The following is a 22,398-nucleotide window of genomic DNA, read 5'->3' as shown; positions in this document are numbered from 1 at the left end:
CTGGGGGCATGAGCAGAACGGAAGTGCCACCAGGGACCGGCAGGGCCGTCCGCGTGGCCGCGGGGGACCTGATCCGCGTGATCGACGTCGACGGCGGCCAGGTCGGGGACGTGTTCGCCTTCCGCGACGGCGGCGTGGCCGAACTGGCCGAGCACCACAGCGCGGCGCACACCCGCGCCGGCGTCGACCGGTTGTTCCCCGCCGTCGGCGAGGCCTTCCTGACCGACCTTCGCCGCCCGATCCTCACGCTCGTCGAAGACACCTCGCCCGGCGAGCACGACATGCTCATCCCGGCGTGTGACCCGGTCCGGTACACCGCGCTGGGCGCACCGGACCACCGGTCCTGCGCCGTGAACCTGCGAGAGGCGCTGGCAGCGGAGGGCCTGACCTTCACCGGCCCGACCCCGCAGCCGATCAACGTCTTCATGCGCGTCCCGGTCGGCGAGGACGGACGCCTGAACTGGCTCACCGCGACCTCGCGACCCGGCGACGCGGTGACCCTGCGGGCCGAGATGGACTGCGTCGTCGTGGTCTCCGCCTGCCCGCAAGACCTCGTCCGGATCAGTGAAGCCGGACTCTCCCCGCTCGCCATCGAAACCGTCCACAATGGAGGAACCCGGTCATGACGACCACCGTCGAACACCCCGCGCTCACCCCGGCCAGCCTCGGCGGTCTCGCGCTGCGCAACCGCTACGCCGTCGCCCCGATGTCCCGCGTCTCCGCGCGGCCCGACGGCACCCCGACCGGCGAAATGGCCGACTACTACGCCGAATTCGCCCGCGGCGGTTTCGGGCTGGTGTTCAGCGAGGGCACCTACCCCGACAGGGAGGCCAGCCAGGGATACCTCAACCAGCCCGGCCTCGCGCGGGACGAACACGTCGCGGGCTGGCGGGTGGTCACCGCCGGAGTCCGCGCCGCGGGCGGCAGGATGATCGCGCAGCTCATGCACGCCGGGGCCATCGCGCAGGGCCATCCGAACACCGTCGGTCCGTCGGCCGTCCAGCCGCGCGGTGAGAAGATGCGCGCGTACGGCGGTTCCGGGCCGTGGCCGGTCCCCCGCGAACTGACCACCGCCGAGATCGACGACGTCATCGACGGCTTCGCGGCCGCCGCCGTGCGTGCCCGTCAGGCCGGCTTCGACGGCGTCGAGGTGCACGCGGCCAACGGATACCTGCTCGACCAGTTCCTCACCGACTACACCAATCACCGCACCGACTCCTACGGCGGACCTGTCGCGAACCGGATCCGGCTGACCGCGCAGGTCGTGACCGCCGTCGCCGAAGCCGTGCCGGAGCTGGTGACCGGCGTGCGGTTGTCGCAGACCAAGGTCAACGACTTCACCTATCGCTGGCCGGGCGGCCGCGCCGACGCCGAGGTGATCTTCGCCGCGGTCGCCGAGGCGGGCGCGCAGTACCTCCACATCGCCAGCGAGGGCCGGAACTGGCTGGAGACGGCGAAGCTGGCCGACGGCGGCACGATCACCGCGCTCGCCCGGCAGGTCACCGGGCTGCCGGTGATCGCCAACGGCGGGATGCACGACCTCGCGCAGGCGCACGAGGTCCTGACCGGCGGGCACGCGGACCTGCTGTCGATCGGGCACGGCGCGCTGGCCAACCCCGATCTGCCCGCGCGCGTCGCGGCGGCGGAACCGCTGGCCGAGTTCGACCGGGCGATGGTCTCCCCGACGGTCACGGTGGCGAACGCGCGCCGTTGGCGGGAGAGTCGGCAGGCGTGACGGAAGCAAGCTGGCACGGCGGCGCGGCCGCGGTCGCGACCCTGACCTTCGACGTCGACGCGGAATCCCCGATCCTCGCCCGAGGACGGGGCTACGCGGACCACCTGTCGACCATGTCCCATCAGGCGTACGGGCCCCGGGTCGGGGTGCCACGCGTCCTCGATCTGCTCGACGAACTGGCCGTGCCCGCGACGTTCTTCGTGCCGGGCTGGGTCGCCGAACAGCGGCCCGGCCTCGCCGCCGCGATCGTGGAACGGGGGCACGAGGTGGCCCACCATTCCTACAGCCACCGGCCACCGACCGCGATGACCGCGGCCGAGCAGCGAGCCGATTTCGAACGGGGCATGGCGGTGTTCGCCGCGCAGGACATCGAGATCAGCGGTCATCGCGCGGCGGGCTGGGAGTCCACTTGGGACACTCCGGCGCTCGTGGCCGAACACGGGCTGAGCTACGACTCGTCGCTGATGGCCGACGACCGGCCGTACCTGATCGAGACCGGGGCCGGCCGGATCGCCGAACTGCCCGTGCACTGGTCGCTCGACGATTGGGAGCAGTACGCGTTCCTTCCCGCGCCGCACATCGGCTCGGTGATCACGTCGCCGATACGGGTGCTGGAGATGTGGCGCGCCGAGCTGGACGCGATGCGCCGCTATCGGTGCCTGTTCAACCTGTGCCTGCACCCGTTCCTTTCGGGCAGGCCGGGTCGGCTGGAGGCGGTGCGCTCGCTCATCGAGTTCGGGCTCGGACTCGGTGACGTCCGGTTCGCCCGCTGCCGCGACGTGGCGGCCGCGGCGCTGGCCGACCCCGCCTTGCCCGTGGAACCGTTGCGGCGCCTCGAAATCGACCCGGCTGTCTATCCGGACTGAGCCGCTTCCAAGGCCAGGAACAGGTCGACCCGGTCCGCGGTCCGCCCGACGTCGCGGCCGGTCAGCTCGGTGACCTTGGCCAGCCGGTTGCGCAAGGTGTTGACGTGCACGAACAGCGCCGCGGCGGTGGCCGCCCACTGGCCGTCGTGATCGAGGAACGCCCGCAGGGTCGTCTCCAGTTCGCCGTCGCGGACGCGGTCGTGCTCACGCAGCGGGCCGAGCAGGGCGTCGGCGAAGGTGTGCCGCCACTGCTCGTCGTGCGACTCCAGCAGCAGCCGGTAGCTGCCCAGCTCGGCGAAACTCGCCGCGACCGGCCCGCCGCGCCTGCCCCGGAGCACACGGCAGGCTTCGCGGCTACGCGACAACGGCATCCGCAATTCGGCCGCGCCCGGCGCGGGGTCGGCGAGCCCGACGACCACGCGCCCACCGGAAAGCCGGTGCGACACCGCCGCCGCCAGCCGTGGCGCGAAGGCGGCGGGCGACTGCCTTCCCGAACGGAACGGCAGTACCGCGACGACGTCCTGGCTGCCCGCCGCCACGACCGCGGGCAGCCCGTCCGCCAGGAGGAAGTCCGTCACGGCCTCGGCCATCCCCGGCGGGGTCGCGGCTTCGTCCCCCGCGAACGCCAGCGCGATCACCGCCAGCGGCCCGTCCGGATCGACCCCGAAGGCGCGCAGCCTGCCGGGCACCTCCGCGGCCCGCTGCGCGCCGGAAAGCACCATGTCCAGCAGTTCGACGGCGAACCGCATCTCGATCGCCTGCACCGCCTGGTGCCTGGCCACCTCCAGGCTGAGGTAGCGGGCGGTCTGCTCCAGCGCGTCCCGCTCCCCGCGCGTCAGCTCCGCCGCGGGACGCAGGCACAACAACGCGGCGTCCGCGTCCCCGATCGCGCCGACGGGGAACAACGCCGCCCGCGTCCCCGCGCCGAGATCCGCTTCCAGCGGCGGCGGATGCCCGGCCAGCGCCTCGGCCGCGGCGCGCGTCTGCCCGGCGTCCAGTTCGGCGCCGGCGGACGCCAGTTCCCGGCCCATCCGGTCCACGACCGCCAGCGGGAGTTCGTGCTCACGGCGGAGTACCGCGAGCACCCCGGACGCGCCCGCTCCCCTCGACAACGCCGAAGTCAGCTCGTCGCCTCGGCGCACCAACGACATCAGCGCGTTCTGCCGGTCGGTGGCCTGGATCGCCGCGGCCGCGCGGGTGACCGCCGTGAACGGCACCGCCACCGAGATCTCCAGCAACGGCAACCCGGCTTCCCGGCAGGCGTCGGCGAGCGCGGCAGGGGTCTCGCGCTGTTCCACGCGCAGGCCGAAGATGATCCCCGCCGCTCCGGCGCCGACCACCCTCGCGACGAAATCCGCCGGATCGACGCGGTCCAGCCACAGGCCGTTGGTCAGCACGACCTCGTGCTCGCGCACATACGGTCCCGGGTCGGGGAGCTCGGTGTTGTGCACCCACAACACCTGCCCGGTCAGCGCTCCGTCGCGGCCGGGGACGACCACCCGCAGTTCCAGGGCCGGGTCCTCGACCAGCGCCGCCAAGGTCAGCATGACTGTGAATATATCCAGCCGCGCCGGTCCTTTATGGATGAACGGCCATTTCATCGTTTTGTCATGAGCCCTGGTTAGCGTGCCTTGAAGACCCTTCAGGATTTCGAGGAGCCCCACTGTGACGGCAGTTTCCAGCACGATCGCCGAGCGCTACACCCTGCTCGAGAAGCTGGGTGGCGACGGGACGGCCGTGCTGTGGCGCGGCGAGGACGGACCGGACGGTCCGCGGGTCGCGATCAAGGAGCTGCCGCTCCCCACGCACGAGCCGGCCCGCGTGGAGCGGCTCAAGGAGGCAGCCCTCGTCGCGGTGGATCACCCGTCGGTGGTGCCCGTCCGCGATGTCGTGGTGGCGGACGGAAGCGCGTTCATCGTGATGGACCCGGTGGAGGGACGGACCCTGGAGGACCTCACGTCCGAGGGCGCGCTACCGCCGCGATTCGTGGCCGACATCGGCGGAAAGGTGCTCGGCGCGCTCGCCGCCGCGCATACGGCGGGCGTCGTACACGGGGACGTGCGGCCCGCGAACATCCTGGTGGGTTCCGACGGTGCCGTGAAGCTGACCGGCTTCGGGATCGCCAAGGCCCTCGACCCGGCGGGCACACCGGCGTTCCTCGCCCCTGAAACGATCGCGGGGCACGAAGGCACGCCCCATTCCGACCTCTGGTCGCTCGGCGTGACGCTGCTCAGCGCGAGCGAGGGCGGGAACTTCTTCCAGCGGGCGAACGTCGCGGCCACGCTGTACGCCGTCGTCAACGAGCAGCCCGTCATCGACCGGACGCCCGGCCCGCTCGCGGACGTCCTCCGCGGTCTGCTGGCGAAAGCGCCACACGCGCGCATGCTGCCGGACCACGCGCTTCCGCTGCTGGCCCAGGCGGCGAGCGGGATCGAAACGCCGGTGCCGATCCGGTCCGCGCCGTCGCGTCCCGGCCTGACGCCGCCGTCGGTCTTCGCGGTCCTGGCCGGGGTGGCGAGCATGCTCTTCGGTTTCTTCGTGCTGGCGGACGCGATGCTGATCCACCACGCGTACCTGGTGCACGAGCATTGGGAGCCACTGCAGCTCTGTCAGGTCACCCTCGTCTTGTCGGGTGTGTTTTCGGTGGCCGGCGGCGGGCTCCTGCTCGCCAACGTCCGCCGCGGGCAGGTCATGATCACCATCGGCGGCGGTCTGACGCTGCTCAGCCTGCTTCTGCTGAAAGCGCTAGGCGAAGCGGAGTACCTGGGCCTTCCCCTGCAACCGGGGCTCACCCTCGACCTCCTCGTCATCGTCGTCGCCGTGCTGTTGACCATCACCGTGTGGTTCGTCCCGGCGAAACGCCCTGCTGTGGGCTGATCCGCTCACAGCAGAGAAACCGGCGGGCGGCCGGGCCCGGGCGGCATGGTCGGGGCATGAGCGACAACGAGAAACAGCCACTCTTCGACCAACGGCAACGGGAACGGTTCTTCAGCCAGCGTGTGCTGGTCCTCGACGGCCCGCTCGACGACGACAACGGGACGGTCCTCACCACCCAGCTGCTGTCACTGGCGAGCGAGGATCCGCGCAAGGACATCGCGTTGTGGATCCACTCGCCGGGCGGTTCGGTCCCGTCGATGCTGGCGATCCGGGACGTGATGCGGCTCGTGCCGTGCGACGTCGCCACGCTGGCGCTGGGGCTGGCGTGCAGTGCCGGGCAGTTCCTGCTCTCCGCGGGCACCCCGGGCAAACGGTTCGCCCTGCCGCACGCACGGATCCTGATGCACCAGGGTTCGGCGGGTATCGGCGGCTCGGCCGTCGAGGTCGAGGTACAGGCGGACGATCTGCGCTACACGCGGGACACCGTGCTCGGGCTCATCGCCGACGACACCGGACAGCCCATCGACCGGATCTTCGCCGATTCGCTGCACGACCGCTGGTTCACCACCGAGCAGGCCCGCGAATACGGCTTCATCGACCACATCGTCGAAAGCCTCGACCAGGTCGTCCCGGTCCGCACCCACAAACTCGGCCTCGGCACGGAAAGGGGTGCGGGCGCATGAGCACCTACACCATCCCCAACGTCATCTCCCGCAGTCCCGCCGGCGAGCGGATCATGGACGTCTACTCGCATCTGTTGTCGGAGCGGATCATCTACCTCGGGACCGCGATCGACTCCGGGGTCGCGAACGCCCTCATCACGCAGCTGCTGTACCTGGAGGCGGACAACCCCGAGCAGGAGATCAACCTCTACATCAACACCGAGGGCGGCGACCCGTCGGCGATGCTCGCGCTGTACGACACCATGCGCTTCATCAAGGCGCCGGTGGCGACGACCTGTGTCGGCCAGGCCGTCGCGGCGGGCGCGATCCTGCTGGCGGCGGGTGAGGCGGGGCACCGGTTCGTGCTGCCGCACACCCGGGTGGTGCTGCACCAGCCCGCGGCGCAGGGGCGCGGCACGATCCCGGACCTGATCCTGCAGGCCGACGAGGTCGTGCGGGTGCGGACGCAGCTGGAGGAGATCCTGTCCGCCCACACCGGCCGCGCCGTCTCGGATCTGCGCCACGACACCGACCGGGACCGCGTGTTCGACGCGGCGGGCGCCGTCGCCTACGGGCTGGCGGACCGCGTGCTCGACGAACGTGCTTAGGCGGCCATGAGCACGGGTCCTCGCGGACGCCGTCCGACCGCGAGGCCCGTGCTGCCGCCCCGGCTGATCGTGCCCGCGATCCCGAAGAGCAAGTCCGCGAGGTCGAGCCCGAGCGCGCCGGTGACCGCGGCGATCATCTCGCTCGACGGCTCCTTGCGGCCGCGCTCGATCTCGGAGAGGTACTGCGGCGAGATCCCGGCGCGTTCCGCGACGTCGACGAGGCGGCCGCCCTGGTCCTCCCGCGCGGCGCGCAGGCTCCGGCCCAGCACGTCACGCCACAGCGGTTCCGGCTCGGGACGCTTCTGCTGGAAAGGGAGGATGTCCGCCATACGGTCATCGTGACATCGGGCCGGGGCCCGCGTGCGCCGTTCCGCTCAAGGCGAAACCGGGCCACGGAACGCGCGCCGGTACGCGCCCGGCGTCGTACCGACCTGATCGCGGAAGCGGCGGCGGAGGTTCACGGCCGACGCCAGGCCGACGCGGGCCGCGATCACCTCCACCGGCAGGCCGGTCTCCTCCAGCAGGGTGCGCGCCTCGGTCACCCGGCGCGTCAGCAGCCACGCGCCCGGCGTGGTGCCGAGCTGATCGGCGAAGCGCCGGGCCAGCGTGCGCGGCGAGACGTTGAGGTGTGCGGCCAGATCGCCCACCGACAACGGCGTCCCGAGTCGGGTGCCCGCCCATTCGAGGAGACCGTCCAGTTCGTCGCCGGGCGGCGGGGCCGGGACGAACTGCGCCTGCCCGCCGTCGCGATGCGGCGGCATCACCATGTGCCGGGCGACGAGGGCGGCGTGCGCGGCACCGTGGTCACGCCGGACGAGGTGCAGGCAGAGGTCGATCCCCGCGCCCGCCCCGGCGCTCGTGGCGACGTCGCCGTGGTCCACGTAGAGCACGTCCGGCTCCACCTTGATCAGCGGGAACTCCTCCCGCAGCTGAGCGGCGCGCGCCCAATGCGTGGTCGCCGACCTGCCGTCGAGCAGCCCGGTGCGGGCCAGCGCGAAGACACCGGAGCAGATCGTGACGAGCCGCGCTCCCCTGGCGTGCGCGCGCAGGAGCGCCCGGCGTACGGGCGCCGACAGCGGTGCCTCGACCGGGGACCAGCCGGGGATGAGCACGGTGTCGGCGTCCGCCAGCGCGGAAAGGCCTCGCGTCACGGATATCGCGTACCCGGCCGTCGTCGGCACCGCGCCGGGTTTCTCCGTGCAGACGTCGAATTCGTAGTACCGCGGCACCCCGGCCCGCTCCGTGCCGAAGACCTCGGCGGCGATCCCGAGCTCGAACGTCGACTGCACCGGCCGCACCAATGCCCTCACGCGATGCATGGCAGAAAAGTACCCCATGGTGTCTTCCCTGACACTGTCCGGCGGCCGGACGGTCCCGGCAGCATGGGGTCATGCACCCAGAGATCCTCGCCCAAGAGGGCTACACTTCCGTCTCCGTCGAGGAATCCCCCGCGCGCGAGCTCTTCCCCGGAATCCGTCTCCGTCCACTGTGGACAAGCGCGGACGGCGCGCACGCGAACCTGCTGGAAATGGATCCCGGCACCTCGTGGCCGCACCGCGACGTCCACGAACCGGGCCCTGAAGAAGTGTTCGTCGTCTCCGGCACCTTCAACGACGGCGCGCGCGACTATCCGGCCGGGACGTTCCTGCACGCTCCGACGGGCTCTTGGCACGTGCCCGCCTCGGCGACCGGGTGCACGCTCTTCGTCTTCTATCCCGAAGGCTGAACCGACAGGCCGCTCTCGGTCGCGAGGATTCCGGCGACCGAGACGGCCTGCTCGCCGGTGATCTTCGCGCCGCGCAGGGTCAGCAGACCGCGGACGCCGGACAGGCGCGAGCCGCGGAGGTCGCAGTCCACCGCGGAGGTCGCCGCGAATTCGGTCTCGGTGAAGTCGCAGTCGACGAAGGTCAGCCGGGAAAGGTCGCCGGAGAACACCGTCTCCCGGAACGAACATCCGGAGAACACGACCGCGCCCTTCACTCGCTCGACCGTCACCGAGGCATAGTCGAACCGCGCGTTCTCGACGTACAGATCGGTGGCGGCGGTGATCGCCACGCCGAGCCCGATCGCCCGGCAGCGCAGGATTTCGACCCGGCGGGCCGACAGGTCGCGGATCGCCGCGTTGGACAGGTCGACGCCTTCGAAGACCACGTCGGAGAGCGTCAGCCTGTCGAGCCGGGCGTTCGCCAAGCTCACTTCCGAGACCAGGGAGTGCGCGATCTCGCCACCACCGCGGGCCCCGTCCTGCTCACCGCCGTCGAGATGGACGGTGTCGAAATCGAAGTCGCCGCCGAACACGGCGGGTTCGCCTTCGAGGTCTTCGCGCTCGACCGAAGGCCGCCGCACCTTGATGCCGTCGAAATCCCGGAACTCCATGCCCCGGACCGTACCGGGGCCCGCCTCGGCAGGCGGGCCCCGGCGGTCACGAGGTCAGTCCCGGACGCCCTTCACCGCGTCCTTGATCTTCTCGCCCGCCTGCTTGACGTTGGCCTTGCCCTGCTCGGCCTTGCCTTCCGCCTGCCACTGTTCGTTGTCCGTGGCGTTCCCGGCGGCTTCCTTGGCCTTGCCCTTGAGTTCGTCGATCTTGTTCTCGGCCTTGTCGTTCATCGGAGCCTCCTTCGTTGTCCGTTGACCGACGGATACCCGGCTCACGGCCCCGAAAACGGCGTATTCGCTGTGGCGCCCGCCACGTCACCTTTCGGCGCCCGTGTGGCCGCAGGGGTACTCCGCCCTGGCGACGACCGCCGCACAGGCCGGGCAGTTGTTCACCGGCCGCTCACGACGGCCCCAGTACGGATGAGTGGCGCCGCAGAGCGCGGTGACCGGCTCGCCGAGGCCGGGGTCCGGGTTGCAGACGCGGCAGTAGGCGTGCGCCGCCCGCTCGATTCCGGCTGTCATGCTCCACCTCCTGACGGGTACATACGGTACGCGTACCGAGGCCTCCGGTTCCGGGAAATCACGAAAACGCATATTCCGATCGCCCGACCGAATGGAATAATCGAATTTCTACCGGCACTTACCCGGCCATTACCATCACATTTACTTGCTGGTCTTTTCGAGTGATCAACAGTCATGATCACCTTCGCGCAAAGACAACCGGCGCGCCGTGCCGCTAACATCGCTGGCGTTCCCCGGACAGACTCGGCAAGTCCTGTTCGCACTGTCTGCCTCATTCACGACTTAAGTCGGGAGGTCGCGAGCGTGCGCTCGCCACGAAAAGCCAACGGAAACGGCACGGAAACCCACCATGACGAAGGCGCGGCGACCACCGCACTGCTGCGCCTCGGCCGTTATCTCACCCGTGCGGAAAGTTCCGTGCATCTCGTCGGAGGCCGGGAAGGCGACGTGTTCTACCGCGATCGCTGGAGCCACGACAAGGTGGTCCCATCGACGCACGGCGTCAACTGCACGGGCTCCTGCCGCTGGAACGTGTACGTCTCGGACGGGATCATCACCTGGGAGAGCCAGGATCCCGATTATCCCTCCGTCGGACCCGACAAACCGGAGTACGAACCACGCGGCTGCCCGCGCGGCGCCTCCTTTTCCTGGTATTCCTACTCGCCGACCAGGGTACGTTTTCCGTACGCGCGAGGCGTACTGGTGGAAATGTACCGGGACGCGCTGAAACGGCACGGCGATCCCGTTGTCGCCTGGGCTTCGGTGATGGACGACCCGATGAAGAGGATTTCTTATCAGCGGGCGAGGGGAAAGGGCGGATTGGTCCGGATCGGCTGGGAAGAAGCCACGGAAATCGCCGCCGCCGCGCATGTGCACGCCATCTCCCGATACGGTCCGGACCGGGTCGCCGGCTTTTCGCCCATCCCGGCGATGTCCATGGTCTCGCATGCGATCGGGTCCCGGTTCATGGCGCTGATCGGCGCCCCGATGCTTTCGTTCTACGACTGGTACGCCGATCTGCCGGTGGCCTCGCCGCAGGTGTTCGGCGACCAGACCGACGTGCCGGAATCCGCGGACTGGTGGGACGCCGCGTACCTGATGATGTGGGGCTCCAACGTCCCCGTGACCAGGACACCGGACGCGCACTGGATGGCCGAGGCACGGTATCGGGGCCAAAAGGTCGTGGTGGTCTCCCCCGACTACGCCGACAACACCAAATTCGCCGACGAGTGGCTGGCGCCTCATCCCGGCACCGACGCCGCGCTGGCGATGGCCATGGGACACGTGATCCTCACCGAGTTCTTCGCCGAACGGCAGGTCCCGTACTTCACCGACTACGTCCGCCGCTTCACCGACCTGCCCTTCCTGGTCACGCTGACCGAGCGGGACGGCGCGTACGTCCCGTCGAAGTTCCTCACCGCCGCCGACCTCGGCGACACCGGAGCCGAGCCGGACTGGAAGACCGTGCTGGTCGACGACCGCACCGGGGAGCCGGTCGTGCCCAACGGTTCCGTCGGCTTCCGCTGGAACGAACACGACCAGGGCCGCTGGAACCTCGACCTCGGCGACGTCGTCCCGCGGCTGAGCCTGCTCGCCGATCCCGGTCATCAAGGCGTCGAGGTGCTCCTTCCCCGCTTCGACGAGGAGGGGGTCCTGCGGCGCGGAGTGCCCGCCGTGGAGCAGGGTGGAAGGTTGGTCACCACGGTGTTCGACCTGCTGATGGCGCAGTACGGCGTGCGTCGCGGCGACCTGCCCGGCCGATGGCCGTCCGGCTACGACGATCCGGCGGAGCCGTGCACCCCGGCGTGGCAGCAGGAGATCACCTCGGTGCCGGCCGATCGCGTCACCCGGATCGCCAGGGAGTTCGCCGAGACCGCGGAAGCCTCACGCGGCCGGTGCATGATCCTGATGGGCGCGGGCACCAATCACTGGTTCCACTCCGACACCATCTACCGGTCCTTCCTTGCCCTGCTGACGATGACCGGCTGCCAGGGCCGCAACGGCGGCGGCTGGGCGCATTACGTCGGGCAGGAGAAGGTGCGCCCGCTGACCGGGCACCAGACCCTGGCCGGCGCGATGGACTGGGTGCGGCCCGCCCGGCAGATGATCGGGACCGCATACTGGTATCTGCACACCGGCCAATGGCGCTACGACGCGCTGCGCAACGACGAACTGACTTCCCCGCTGGCGCCGGGGAAACTCGCCGGGACCAGCGCCGCGGACACGCTCGCGCAGTCGGCGCGGCTGGGCTGGATGCCGTCGTTCCCCACCTTCGACCGCAACCCGCTCGATCTGGTCGACGAGGCCGAGGAAGCCGGGCTCGACCCCGTCCGCCACGCGACCGCCCAACTCCGCGAAGGGAAGCTGGGCTTCGCCGCCGAAGATCCGGACGCGCCGGAGAACTGGCCGCGTGTGCTCACGGTGTGGCGGTCCAACCTGCTCGGCTCGTCGGCCAAGGGACACGAATACTTCCTGCGCCATCTGCTCGGCACCGACGCGAACCTGCGTGGCGACGAGGCGTCGCCGGACGCGCGGCCGAAATCCGTGAAATGGCACGACACCGCCCCGGTCGGCAAGCTGGATCTTATGCTGGCAATCGATTACCGCATGACCAGCACCACCCTGTTCGCGGATCTCGTCCTGCCCGCCGCCACCTGGTACGAAAAGCACGATCTCTCCTCGACGGACATGCATCCGTTCGTGCATTCGTTCAACGCCGCCGTCGATCCGCCGTGGCAGACCCGCACCGACTTCGAGGCGTTCCACACCATCGCGCAACGGTTCAGCCGGCTCGCCGAAAAGCATCTAGGCGTACGCAAGGACCTCGTCGCCACCCCGATGACGCACGACACTCCCGGCGAAACGGCGCAGCCGGGCGGGATCGTCCGCGACTGGCGCGACGGCGACGTCGCACCGATCCCGGGTGTCACGATGCCGCGGCTGACCGTCGTCGAACGTGATTACCCCGCCGTGGCGGCGAAACTGGCCACGCTCGGGCCGCTGCTGGAGAAGCTGGGCGCCACCAGCAAGGGCATCACCTATGACGTCGGCGAGGAGGTGGACTGGCTGCGCGCGAAGAACGGCGTCGCCATGACGGGCGCCGCACAGGGCCAGGCGTTGATCGACACCGACATCAAGGCGGCGGACGCCGTGCTCGCGCTGTCCGGCACGACCAACGGACGGCTGGCCACCCAGGGCTTCCGCGAGCTGGAGAAACGCGTCGGCACCGAACTGGCGCACCTTTCCGCCGAACACGAGGGAAAGAAGATCACGTTCGCCGACACCCGGTCCCGTCCGGCGCCGGTGATCACCAGCCCGGAGTGGTCCGGCAGCGAGAGCGGCGGGCGGCGCTATTCGGCGTTCGTGATCAACGTCGAACACGGGAAACCGTGGCACACCCTGACCGGCCGTCAGCACTTCTTCCTCGACCACGACTGGATGCACGAACTCGGCGAGGCGCTGCCGGTCTACCGGCCGCCACTGGGCGCGCGGCATCTCACCGGCGACTCCACCGAAGTCACCGTGCGCTATCTGACGCCGCACAGCAAATGGTCGATCCACTCGACCTACCAGGACAACCTGCACATGCTCACGCTTTCCCGCGGCGGGCAGGGGATCTGGATGAGCCCCGCCGATGCGGAGGCCATCGGCGCTCGCGACAACGACTGGATCGAAGCGGTCAACCGCAACGGTGTCGTGGTGGCCCGCGCGATCGTCTCCCATCGCATGCCGACGGGCACCGTCTTCCTTTACCACGCCCAGGACCGGGCGGTGAACGTGCCGCGCAGCGAGGCCACCGGGAAACGCGGCGGCACGCACAATTCGCTGACCCGGCTGTTGCTCAAACCCACCCATCTCATCGGCGGCTACGCCCAGCTCTCCTTCGGCTTCAACTACCTGGGCCCCACCGGCAACCAGCGCGACGAGGTCACCGTGATCCGCCGCCGTTCCCAGGAGGTGCGTTACTGATGCGGGTCATGGCACAGCTGGCCATGGTGATGAATCTGGACAAATGCATCGGCTGCCACACCTGTTCGGTGACCTGCAAACAGGCCTGGACGAACCGGGCAGGCACCGAGTACGCCTGGTTCAACAACGTGGAAACCCGGCCGGGGCAGGGATATCCGCGCCGCTACGAGGATCAGGAGCGCTGGAAGGGCGGCTGGGAGCTGACGGCGAAGGGCAGGCTGCGGCTGCGTGCGGGCGGGCGGCTGACCAAGCTCGCGAAGCTGTTCGCCAACCCGGAACTGCCGGAGATCTCCGATTACTACGAGCCGTGGACCTACGATTACGCCACCCTGATCGAGGCGCCGCTGGGCGACGACGTGCCCACCGCCGCGCCCCGGTCGGCCATCACCGGCGAACCCACCCAGCCTTCCTGGGGGCCGAACTGGGACGACGATCTCGGCGGGTCCACCGAACACGGAGTCAAGGACCCGATCGCTGAAAAGCTGCGTGAGGAACTCGGCATCCGGATCAAGTTCGAGTTCGAGCAGAGCTTCATGTTCTACCTGCCGAGGATCTGCGAGCACTGCCTCAATCCGTCATGTGTGGCCAGTTGCCCGTCCGGCGCGATGTACAAACGCGCGGAGGACGGGATCGTGCTGGTCGACCAGGACCAGTGCCGCGGCTGGCGGATGTGCGTCACCGGCTGCCCGTACAAGAAGGTGTACTTCAACCACAAGACCGGCAAGGCCGAGAAATGCACCTTCTGCTATCCCCGCGTGGAAGCCGGGCAGCCGACGGTGTGCGCGGAAACCTGCGTCGGGCGGCTGCGCTACATCGGCGTCCTGCTCTACGACGCCGACAAGGTCACCGCCGCCGCGTCCGTCGCGAACGAGCACGACCTCTACCCCGCGCAACTCGATCTGCTGCTCGACCCGCACGATCCGGCCGTGATCCGGGCGGCCGAGGCGGCGGGCGTCCCGCACGACTGGCTCACCGCGGCCCGGCGTTCGCCCGTGTACCAGCTGGTCCACGACTTCCGGCTGGCGCTGCCACTGCATCCGGAATACCGCACGATGCCGATGGTCTGGTACATCCCGCCGCTGTCGCCGGTGGTCGACGCGGTCAGCGGCAGCGGCCACGACGGCGAGCACCGCGACAACCTGTTCGGCGCCATCGACGCCCTGCGCATCCCCGTCGAGTACCTGGCCGAACTGTTCACCGCCGGGGACACCGCGCCGGTCCGGCGGTCGCTGCGGCGGCTGACCGCGATGCGGTCCTACATGCGGGCGGTGAACCTCGGCCAGGAGACCGACGAGGACATCCCCGCGTCCGTCGGCCTCACCGGCGAGCAGATCTTCGCCATGCACCGGCTGCTCGCGCTGGCCAAATACGACGAGCGGTACGTCATCCCCACCGCGGGCATCGGGCAGGCCCACGATCTGGAGGGCATCGCCACCCGGTGCAGCCTGGACGTCGACGGCGGTCCGGGCATGGGCGGCGGCGAGTCCACAGTGGACCTGGTCAGCTGGGGCGACGGAACCCGGCCAGACGCGCTGTTCCCGACGTTGCGGGGGCAGGGCCGGTGAAACTCCTCCGCCCCCGTGTCACCCGGGACACCGCTGCCCTGCGCCAGATCGCCGGCTGGTGCCTGCAATATCCCGACGAGGCGGTCCTCGGCAAACTCCGTCTGCTGCGGGCCTGCCTCGACGAGACCACCGGCCCCGGCCACGACGAACTGGGCCGCACGCTGGCCTACCTCGAACAGGGCGACCCAGGCGAGCTGGCGTCGCACTACATCGAGGTCTTCGACCGGAAGCCCCGGCGGACCCTGCATCTGAGCTGGTTCCTCGACGGCGACACCCGCCGTCGCGGCGAGACACTGGCCGCCCTGCGCCGGTTCTACCGCGACCACGGGTTCGCGCCCGCCGAGAACGAGCTGCCGGACTTCCTGCCCGTGATCCTGGAGTTCGCCGCCGCGGCGAGCCCGGCCGCCGCCACCCAGGTGCTCACCCGTATCCATCCCGCGCTGAAACTCCTGCACCGCAACATGTCCACTATGGACACCCCGTATCGCGACGCCGTCGCGGCGGTACTGGCCACGCTGCCCGCCGTCCCCGCGCCGCTACCCGCCGAACCGCCCGCCGAGCTGGTCGGCCTCGACCCGTTCCCCACCGGCGCCGGAGGTGGCCGATGAGTTCCGGACTGGACCTGCTGCTGTGGGGCGCCGCGCCCTACGCGTCGATCGTGCTGCTGGTGTTCGGCACCATCTGGCGCTACCGGCACGACAAATTCGGCTGGACCACCCGGTCGAGCCAGCTCCACGAGGCCAAGCTCCTGCGCGTGGCCAGTCCGGTGTTCCACGTCGGGCTGCTCATGGTGATCGGCGGCCACGTGCTCGGCCTGCTCGTACCCAAGGGCGTCACCGAATTCGCCGGACTCGACGAGCACGGCTATCACCTCGTCTCGCTCGGAATGGGCACCCTCGCCGGGCTGGTCGCGCTCGGCGGGCTCGGTCTGCTGCTGTGGCGGCGGATCCGGGTGCCGGCGGTGCGCGGCGCCACCTCGGTCAGCGACCGCTACATGTACGTGGTGCTCGTGCTGGTGATGCTCGCCGGGCTGGCGACCACCGTGGTCGACAACGGCGTCCGCGGCGGCTACGACTATCGCGAGACGGTCGCGCCCTGGTTCCGCGGCATCCTGATGCTCGATCCCCAGCCGGAACTGATGGCGTCGGCGCCACTGGACTACCGGCTGCATGTCGCGCTGGGCATGGTGCTGTTCGCGCTGTGGCCGTTTTCCCGGCTGGTGCACGCTTTCAGCGCGCCGGTGCGGTACCTCTTCCGTCCGTACGTGGTCTACCGACGCCGCGCCCCCGGCGGCGTCGGCACCCGCGAACCGCGCCGTGGCTGGGAATGACCCGGATCCGCCGCACCGCCTACGTCGCGCTGAGTTCGTTCGGCTGCATCGTGTTCATCGGGCTTTGCGCGATCCTGTCCGGCGCTCCCCTGCTGTTCCCTTCGCTCGGGCCCACCGCGTTCCTGGTGTTCACGAGCCCGGGGGCGCCCGGCGCGAGCCCGCGCAACACGGTGCTCGGTCATCTGGCCGGAGTCCTGGCGGGGCTCACCGGCCTCGCGGCCACCGGACTGCTGTCCGCCGCCCCGGACCTGACGCATCCGTCGTTGGCCAGGATCGGGGCGGCCGCGGTCGCGCTGGGACTCACCTGCGCCGCGATGGCCGCGCTGGAGATCCCCCATCCGCCCGCCGGGGCCACCACGTTGATCATCGCGCTCGGCCTGTTGCACACCGCTCCGCAGATCGTCGCGGTCCTGGCGGGCGTCGCCCTCATCGCGCTGCTCGCGGTGGTGATCAACAAGCTGTTCGGCGTGCCCTATCCGTGGTGGCGGCCGCCTCGCTGGTAGCTGTACACGACCAGCCCTTCGTTGACCTCGGCCACTTTGTCGTACAGCCCGCGGGCCGGGGAATCCTCCAGCGTGTTCCAGTACAGGCGAGGGAAACCGCGTTCCTCGGCGTCCCGCGCGACCCACGCGATCATCGCGGCCGCGACACCCCGCCGCCGGGCGCCCGCGTCGACGAACAGGTCCGCCAGATAGCACCGCTGCGCTCCCCAGATCCCCGCGTGGAACAGGTAATGCGCGAATCCGACCGGCTCGCCGTCCAGCCGTGCGGTGATCCCGATCGGCTGCCCGTCGTCGACCAGGCGCCGCCAGGTCCGGTCGTAGGCGTCGTCGTCACGTTCCACGGCGAAGTACGCGTCGTTGTCGCGTGCCAGCGCTTCCCAGGAGGGGCGATCGGATTCGGTCAGGAAGCTGATCTCCACCATCCACCCATCGTGCCCGATGGTCCCCCGATCGTGGCTCCGCGGGCCCCTGAATGGCCGCTGTTCCTCTACTGCGTCCGGTTCTATCGTTCGGACGCATGGCAAGCGACTTGCAGCGGCGCAAGGTGTCGGGGGTCTTCGCCGCGATGGACGTCGACGGCGACGGTTTCCTTGAGGAGCAGGACTTCCAGGCCTTGGCCGACCGCTGGGCGCGGCGGCGCGGGCCGGGTGACGAACGGCGCCTGACCGGCATCATGCTGAGCTGGTGGACGACGTTACTGGCGGCCTCGGATCTGAACCGCGACGACAAGGTCACCCTGGACGAAGTGCTGATGGTGGTCGACAAGCTCCCGGACACGCCGGAGGCGGTGACCGCCACGGCCGACGCGATGTTCGAAGCGGTCGACGAGAACCGCGACGGCCTGATCTCCGCGGCGGAGTACCACCAGATGATCGAGGTGTGGAACGGCCGCCCCACCGACACCGACGCCACCTTCCCGCTGCTGGACTCCGACGGCGACGGAATGCTGTCCCGGGACGAGTTCGCCGCGCTGTGGCTGGAGTTCTGGGCGGGTGACGACGCGGAGGCGCCGGGCACCCTCGTCTTCGGCCCGCTGGCCGTCTGACGGCTTTCGGGCGGACCCCGCGTCCATACGGGCCGACTCCGGCCGCCCGGCACGTCGCCACCGTCCTGGCCGCTCAGGATGGCACGCGTGGAAGCCGACTCGATGGTCTCGCGCGCGATCGCGCTGTGCCTGCGGGACCGGTGGACGGAAGCGGCCGAACTGTTGGCGGGGAACGATTCCTGGCTGGGCGAGCTCTTCGGCGGCCTGGCCGAGCTCTGGGACGGCCGCTCCGCGCGGTTCGGCGCGAATCTGACCGAGCGCGAGCGGTGGCCGTCGAGGACGGTACCGCGACACCTGAACGACCAGATCGCCTCGTACGTCGCCGCGTTGCTGGTGCTGGGCGAGCGAGCACGCGCGGAGAAGCTGCTCGCCGACGAGGCCTTCCCCGAATCCGGCCTGCGGGACAGCGAACGCTCCCTGCTCGCGGCCATGCGCGGACAGCCCGCTCTGGCGATCGACTTCGCGCGCCGAAGCCTGGCCGGCGGTTCCGGGCCCGGCCATGACATCGGAGCGTCCGCGATGTACCTGTCGACGGTGTCTGTCCTGCTGTCACAGGGACGGCCCACCGAGGCACGGGAACTGCTCAGCGCCGCCCGTGCCACGGCTCCGACGCTGGCGCATCTCCTCGACATCGCCGAAGCCCGCATCGACATCGCGGTGGGCGAAACCGACCGCGCCACCCTGCGCCTCCACTCGGCGACCCGGGGGCTCGCCGTCGGCACAGACATCGCCTGGGCCGACCTCGCCGACCTCGCGGTGCGGAGGAACGACCGGGCGTCGGCGAAGCAGGCGCTCGACGTGCTGAACGCACTCGCCGCCGCGATGCCGACGGGACGCGTGTTGCTGCATCGTCATCTGGTCCGGGCCTGCCTCGGTGAGGAACCCGCCGACGAATGCCTCTGGCTGGCCCGCGAACGAGACCAGCCGCTCGAACTGGCCGTCGTCGCCGAACGCCTGGCGAACCGTGCGGCTAGATCACCCCTGCCCGTACGGCGTACGCGACGGCATGCGGACGGTTCTTCAGCTTCAGCCGTCCGGTGATGCCCTGGATGATGTGCTTCACGCTGCGTTCCGAGTAGCTGAGCTCACCGGCGATCTCGACGGTGTCCTTGCCCTCGGCCATCAGCCGCAGCACGTCGATCTCCCGCGTGGTGAGCCCGGCGGTGTTGACGCCCATCGGGTCGAGGACCTCGCGCTGCAGCCGTTCGACGTGTTTGAGCAGTTCGCCGAGCAGGCTCGGCGGGAGCACCCCGCCGCCGGTGGCCGCCGCGCGGACCGCGTGCGCCAGCCGTTCGCCGGTCGTGGCCGACCGCGGCAGGACCGCCACCACCCGGCATTCGATGGCGGGCACGAGCTCCGCCTCGCTGATCTGGCTCACCACGAGCACCACCGGTTTGCCGTCCTCGGCGGCGAGCCGCCGCAGCCAGAGCACGATCTCCGGCGTCAGGCATTCGGCGGCGAACACCAGTACGTCGGTCTCGGCGCGCCGCTCCCAGTCCCGGATGTCGATCCCCTGTTGCGTGCCCAGCTGGCTGGCCAGACCCGCCGTGGTGATCGGATCGGGCGCGTGCACCGCCACGGTGATCTGTCGGGTTTCCGTGTCCACTTCGTCCCCTCCGCTTGTCCGCGGCCCCAGTCGGATGGATGGGACACAGTCTGCGAAAGAGCTCTTCACGAAGTCTCCACGAGACCTCAATGAGGCGTGAAGGACTTCGTGGCCTGCTGAAACGCCTCGACGTACTTGGGCAGCTCGTCCAGAAGCTCGCGGAGCCTGCCCTCGGGGCCGGTGTAGTCCGGGTCGGCGAGGAGGGCGTAGCCATACGCCAGCGTCCGGCGAAGTTCGGCGACGCGGGCTTCCGCCACGTCGGCGTCCACGACCAGCCTGCCGTTCTGGGCGAGACTGAGCAGGACATCACCGGCGAACAGCTCCTGATCCTGGCTCACCGGCACAGCATGCACAGCCACGCATGCCCGCCACCAGCGCCGGACGACTCTTTGCCCCTGCGAACGTCCGGGTCTGCCCACTCGCCCGTCACCCGTCCGGGCGGCGGAAACCCACATGAACGGACATCCGATAGTCCATCTCTCGGCGAAATCCGGTCATGGCCGGCCAAACCCACACGGTGAGTGTCCGATTGATTGCGAAACCCACATCGGCGCCACTAGGCTTTTCGCCGAGCGGGACACTCTTTTCGGCGGTCGGAAGCACAGGCGGCAGGTCATGGACGAGGTTTCCTCGCTGACGGTGCGGCTGCTGGGCGGTTCCCCCGCTCGCCACGGCGACGGCGAGATCGCGCTGGGTCCTGCCCAGCGGCAGGCGGTGTTCGCCACGCTCGCACTGCACGCCGGCCAGTTCGTCTCCCGCCGGGAGATCATCGACGCCGTCTGGGGCGAGCGGCCTCCGGACAGCGCCACCGGCATCGTGTACACCTACGTCTCGGCGCTGCGCCGCGCGCTGGAGCCCGCCGGCGAACCGCTCGTCGCCAGCCGCGCCGGCTATCGCCTCGACCTGCCGAAGCAGCAGGTCGACGTCCACGTCTTCGAAGCCGAGCTGGACCGTGCCCGCGCGCACCGGCTCGACGGCGCGCACCAGCGGGAGCTGGAGTCGCTGCGGTCCGCGCTCGGGCAGTGGCGGGGCTCCGCGCTCGACGGGATCCCCGGCCCGTTCGCCGAGACCCAGCGCGCGCGGCTGAACGAACTGCGTCTGAGCGCGCTCGAACGTCAGGCCGAGGTCGCGCTGCGGCTCGGCGAGCATCGCGAACTCGTGGACGAGCTCGCCGTGCTGGTCGAGCGCCATCCGCTGCGCGAAGGCCTGCACCGCATGCTGATCACCGCGTTGTTCCGGTCCGGGAGGCAGGCCGAGGCCCTGGCAGCGTTCGACCGCGCCCGCGAGACGATCATCGAGCGGTCCGGCCTCGAACCCGGCCCGGAACTGCTGGACCTGCGGCGACGGATCCTGAACGACGATCCGGCACTGCACGGCCGGCAGGAACGCCCCCGTCGGACGCAGGCCGTCCCCGCCCGGCCGTCCGCTTTCGTCGGCCGCGAATTCGAGCTCGGCCGCCTGCGACGGCACCTCTCCGCCCTGCTCGACGAAGGCCGCGGCGGAACGGTCTGGCTGGACGGCGAGGCGGGCAGTGGCAAGAGCGCGTTCCTTGCCGAGGCGCTGGCCACGGCGAGGAGCAGGACACGCTGGGTCGTGGCCGACGAGCTGAGCGGCGCGGTCCCGATGAGCCTCATCGCCGACTGCCTCGGCGCCGCGGCGCTCGACGATCTCGGCAAAACGGTCACCGAACTCTGCGAAGACGGGCCACAGGTGCTCGTCTTCGAAGATCTGCACTGGGCCGACGAGGAAAGCCTGCTCGCCTGGCAGCGGCTTCACCGGCTCACCGAGCGCCTGCCGCTGCTGCTGATCGGCTCGGCGCGCCCGCTCCCCCGGCGCCGCACGCTCGACGTCCTCCGCTCGGAGTTCGACGGCGAGATCGTCCCGCTGCCGCCGTTCGACGGCCCGGCCGTCGCCGCGCTCGCCGAAGAGACCATGGCCAGGGCCCCGGGCGACGACTTCCTCCGGTTCGCCGCCGAGTACACCGCCGGGAACGCCGGCTATCTGCGCGAGCTGTTCGCCGAGTTCGCCGACGGCCACGAGCCGGACACCGCGCCGCATGGCAGGCTCGCCGCCGTGGTGGAGGCTCATCTCGCCACGCTTTCCGTGCCGGGCAAGCGAACGCTGAATTCCGCCGCGCTGCTCGGCTCGTCGTTCACCGTCGCGGACCTCGCGGGCGTCACCGGCCGCGAACCGCGGTCGCTCACCGGGGCGGTCGAGGAGGCGCTCGCCGCGCACGTTCTCGAAGCCGAGGGAGAACGTCTGCGGTTCCGCGTTCCGCTCGTTCGAGCGGTGTTCGCCGCGAACACCCCGCCCGCCATCCGCGCCGTGCTGCACCAGGAGATCGCCACGACCATGGCGGACTCCGGCGCGCCCGCGGATCGTGTCGCCGAACAGCTGCTCCAGGCAGGCGACGAGCTGACCGCGCCCTGGATCCCCCGCTGGGTGCTCGACAACGTCCGCGCGCTGTCCGCCGGGACCGCCGTCGAACTGCTCGATGTGCTTTCCCACCAACGGAATCTCACCGAGGAGCAGCACGAGGAGCTGACCGGCGAGCTCGCCGCGCTGCTGCTGCCCGAATCGGCCGCCGCGCCCTCCTGGCCCACCCAGCCCTGGTGCACGCCGCTGCACGCACTCGCCCGGGTGCGCAACCCGAGCGCACCGAGGACGTCCTAAACTGCGGGGACACACACCAGTGATCCGGCCACTTTCGCTGTAAGACGAGAAATGGAGCCGG

Annotated in this window: 24 protein-coding genes; 15 read left to right on the top strand and 9 right to left on the bottom strand. The window is 70.3% G+C overall.

Annotated elements, in window-relative coordinates; genetic code table 11:
• Positions 1-8: 8 nt before the first annotated feature.
• From AMK34_RS39490 to AMK34_RS39480, 3 genes are read left to right on the top strand one after another with little or no spacing between them, the layout of a single operon-like run.
• Positions 9-626: a DUF1989 domain-containing protein gene (locus tag AMK34_RS39490; protein ID WP_073848935.1), complete on the top strand. Its 618-nt coding sequence runs from the start codon at positions 9-11 to the stop codon at positions 624-626.
• Positions 623-1,735, top strand: coding sequence for an oxidoreductase (locus AMK34_RS39485; protein ID WP_073848934.1), 1,113 nt, complete (start codon positions 623-625; stop codon positions 1,733-1,735). The genes AMK34_RS39490 and AMK34_RS39485 overlap by 4 nt, the downstream gene beginning before the upstream one ends.
• Positions 1,732-2,601 carry a polysaccharide deacetylase family protein gene (locus AMK34_RS39480; protein WP_073848933.1) on the top strand — a complete coding sequence of 290 codons (870 nt, stop codon included), beginning with the start codon at positions 1,732-1,734 and terminating at the stop codon, positions 2,599-2,601. Before AMK34_RS39485 ends, AMK34_RS39480 begins: the two co-directional genes overlap by 4 nt.
• Here AMK34_RS39480 and AMK34_RS39475 read toward each other — a convergent pair.
• Entirely contained in the window at positions 2,589-4,148 is a 1,560-nt protein-coding gene (locus AMK34_RS39475; protein WP_073848932.1) for a PucR family transcriptional regulator, read from the bottom strand. The two genes, AMK34_RS39480 and AMK34_RS39475, sit on opposite strands and share 13 nt — an antisense overlap.
• A gap of 118 nt (positions 4,149-4,266) precedes the next feature.
• On the opposite strand from AMK34_RS39475, the gene AMK34_RS39470 reads away from it, so the two are divergent.
• The 3 genes from AMK34_RS39470 to AMK34_RS39460 are packed head-to-tail and all read left to right on the top strand — an operon-like array spanning position 4,267 to position 6,748.
• Positions 4,267-5,478, top strand: a complete 1,212-nt coding sequence (locus tag AMK34_RS39470; RefSeq protein WP_073848931.1) for a serine/threonine-protein kinase — start codon at positions 4,267-4,269, stop codon at positions 5,476-5,478.
• Positions 5,479-5,534: 56 nt separating this feature from the next.
• Entirely contained in the window at positions 5,535-6,161 is a 627-nt protein-coding gene (locus AMK34_RS39465) for a ClpP family protease (RefSeq protein WP_073848930.1), read from the top strand.
• Positions 6,158-6,748: a ClpP family protease gene (locus tag AMK34_RS39460; RefSeq protein ID WP_016335566.1), complete on the top strand. Its 591-nt coding sequence runs from the start codon at positions 6,158-6,160 to the stop codon at positions 6,746-6,748. The genes AMK34_RS39465 and AMK34_RS39460 overlap by 4 nt, the downstream gene beginning before the upstream one ends.
• On the opposite strand, the gene AMK34_RS39455 is transcribed toward AMK34_RS39460, so the two are convergent.
• Both AMK34_RS39455 and AMK34_RS39450 read right to left on the bottom strand, forming a co-directional pair.
• The gene (locus AMK34_RS39455; RefSeq protein WP_038511116.1) at positions 6,745-7,077 is read right to left on the bottom strand and encodes a helix-turn-helix domain-containing protein; all 333 of its coding nucleotides are present in this window, start codon (positions 7,075-7,077) and stop codon (positions 6,745-6,747) included. The genes AMK34_RS39460 and AMK34_RS39455 overlap by 4 nt on opposite strands.
• A 45-nt stretch (positions 7,078-7,122) precedes the next feature.
• Positions 7,123-8,067, bottom strand: coding sequence for a GlxA family transcriptional regulator (locus AMK34_RS39450; RefSeq protein WP_073848929.1), 945 nt, complete (start codon positions 8,065-8,067; stop codon positions 7,123-7,125).
• A 71-nt stretch (positions 8,068-8,138) separates the two neighbouring features.
• Here AMK34_RS39450 and AMK34_RS39445 point away from each other — a divergent pair, with 71 nt between their 5' ends.
• Complete coding sequence (locus tag AMK34_RS39445; protein WP_073848928.1) at positions 8,139-8,474, top strand: cupin domain-containing protein; 336 nt, start codon at positions 8,139-8,141, stop codon at positions 8,472-8,474.
• Here the strand turns inward: AMK34_RS39445 and AMK34_RS39440 are convergent.
• The 3 genes from AMK34_RS39440 to AMK34_RS39430 form a co-directional block, all read right to left on the bottom strand.
• Entirely contained in the window at positions 8,459-9,124 is a 666-nt protein-coding gene (locus AMK34_RS39440) for a pentapeptide repeat-containing protein (RefSeq protein WP_073848927.1), read from the bottom strand. The genes AMK34_RS39445 and AMK34_RS39440 overlap by 16 nt on opposite strands.
• Positions 9,125-9,178: 54 nt before the next feature.
• A complete protein-coding gene (locus AMK34_RS39435) occupies positions 9,179-9,355 on the bottom strand; it encodes a CsbD family protein (RefSeq protein WP_034316186.1) in 177 nt (58 codons plus the stop codon).
• An 84-nt stretch (positions 9,356-9,439) separates the two neighbouring features.
• On the bottom strand, positions 9,440-9,646 hold the full coding sequence (locus AMK34_RS39430) for a hypothetical protein (protein ID WP_073848926.1): 207 nt from the start codon (positions 9,644-9,646) through the stop codon (positions 9,440-9,442).
• Between the two features lie 303 nt (positions 9,647-9,949).
• On the opposite strand from AMK34_RS39430, the gene AMK34_RS39425 reads away from it, so the two are divergent.
• From AMK34_RS39425 to AMK34_RS39405, 5 genes are read left to right on the top strand one after another with little or no spacing between them, the layout of a single operon-like run.
• Entirely contained in the window at positions 9,950-13,615 is a 3,666-nt protein-coding gene (locus AMK34_RS39425) for a nitrate reductase subunit alpha (protein WP_083650131.1), read from the top strand.
• Positions 13,615-15,180 (top strand): nitrate reductase subunit beta, encoded by a 1,566-nt coding sequence (gene narH, locus AMK34_RS39420; RefSeq protein ID WP_073848925.1) that lies wholly within the window; start codon positions 13,615-13,617, stop codon positions 15,178-15,180. The genes AMK34_RS39425 and narH overlap by 1 nt, the downstream gene beginning before the upstream one ends.
• The gene (gene narJ, locus AMK34_RS39415; protein ID WP_073848924.1) at positions 15,177-15,788 is read left to right on the top strand and encodes a nitrate reductase molybdenum cofactor assembly chaperone; all 612 of its coding nucleotides are present in this window, start codon (positions 15,177-15,179) and stop codon (positions 15,786-15,788) included. The genes narH and narJ overlap by 4 nt, the downstream gene beginning before the upstream one ends.
• Entirely contained in the window at positions 15,785-16,510 is a 726-nt protein-coding gene (gene narI / locus AMK34_RS39410) for a respiratory nitrate reductase subunit gamma (RefSeq protein ID WP_073848923.1), read from the top strand. Before narJ ends, narI begins: the two co-directional genes overlap by 4 nt.
• Positions 16,507-17,013 (top strand): HPP family protein, encoded by a 507-nt coding sequence (locus tag AMK34_RS39405; RefSeq protein ID WP_073848922.1) that lies wholly within the window; start codon positions 16,507-16,509, stop codon positions 17,011-17,013. The genes narI and AMK34_RS39405 overlap by 4 nt, the downstream gene beginning before the upstream one ends.
• Here the strand turns inward: AMK34_RS39405 and AMK34_RS39400 are convergent.
• Entirely contained in the window at positions 16,983-17,435 is a 453-nt protein-coding gene (locus tag AMK34_RS39400; protein ID WP_073848921.1) for a GNAT family N-acetyltransferase, read from the bottom strand. The two genes, AMK34_RS39405 and AMK34_RS39400, sit on opposite strands and share 31 nt — an antisense overlap.
• Positions 17,436-17,530: 95 nt before the next feature.
• On the opposite strand from AMK34_RS39400, the gene AMK34_RS39395 reads away from it, so the two are divergent.
• Entirely contained in the window at positions 17,531-18,058 is a 528-nt protein-coding gene (locus AMK34_RS39395) for an EF-hand domain-containing protein (RefSeq protein ID WP_174492021.1), read from the top strand.
• 87 nt (positions 18,059-18,145) lie between these two features.
• Positions 18,146-19,099: a hypothetical protein gene (locus AMK34_RS39390; protein ID WP_241832963.1), complete on the top strand. Its 954-nt coding sequence runs from the start codon at positions 18,146-18,148 to the stop codon at positions 19,097-19,099.
• Here AMK34_RS39390 and AMK34_RS39385 read toward each other — a convergent pair.
• On the bottom strand, positions 19,029-19,664 hold the full coding sequence (locus AMK34_RS39385) for a helix-turn-helix transcriptional regulator (RefSeq protein WP_037345324.1): 636 nt from the start codon (positions 19,662-19,664) through the stop codon (positions 19,029-19,031). The two genes, AMK34_RS39390 and AMK34_RS39385, sit on opposite strands and share 71 nt — an antisense overlap.
• A gap of 86 nt (positions 19,665-19,750) precedes the next feature.
• Complete coding sequence (locus AMK34_RS39380; RefSeq protein ID WP_073848989.1) at positions 19,751-20,002, bottom strand: hypothetical protein; 252 nt, start codon at positions 20,000-20,002, stop codon at positions 19,751-19,753.
• A gap of 277 nt (positions 20,003-20,279) precedes the next feature.
• Between AMK34_RS39380 and AMK34_RS39375 the strand changes: the two genes are divergently transcribed.
• Positions 20,280-22,337, top strand: a complete 2,058-nt coding sequence (locus tag AMK34_RS39375) for a BTAD domain-containing putative transcriptional regulator (RefSeq protein ID WP_073848920.1) — start codon at positions 20,280-20,282, stop codon at positions 22,335-22,337.
• Positions 22,338-22,398: the final 61 nt, after the last annotated feature.

The sequence above is a fragment of the Amycolatopsis sp. CB00013 genome, from assembly GCF_001905755.1.
GTDB classification, from domain to species: Bacteria; Actinomycetota; Actinomycetes; order Mycobacteriales; family Pseudonocardiaceae; genus Amycolatopsis; species Amycolatopsis japonica.
This window is presented reverse-complemented; position numbering and strand designations above follow the sequence as displayed.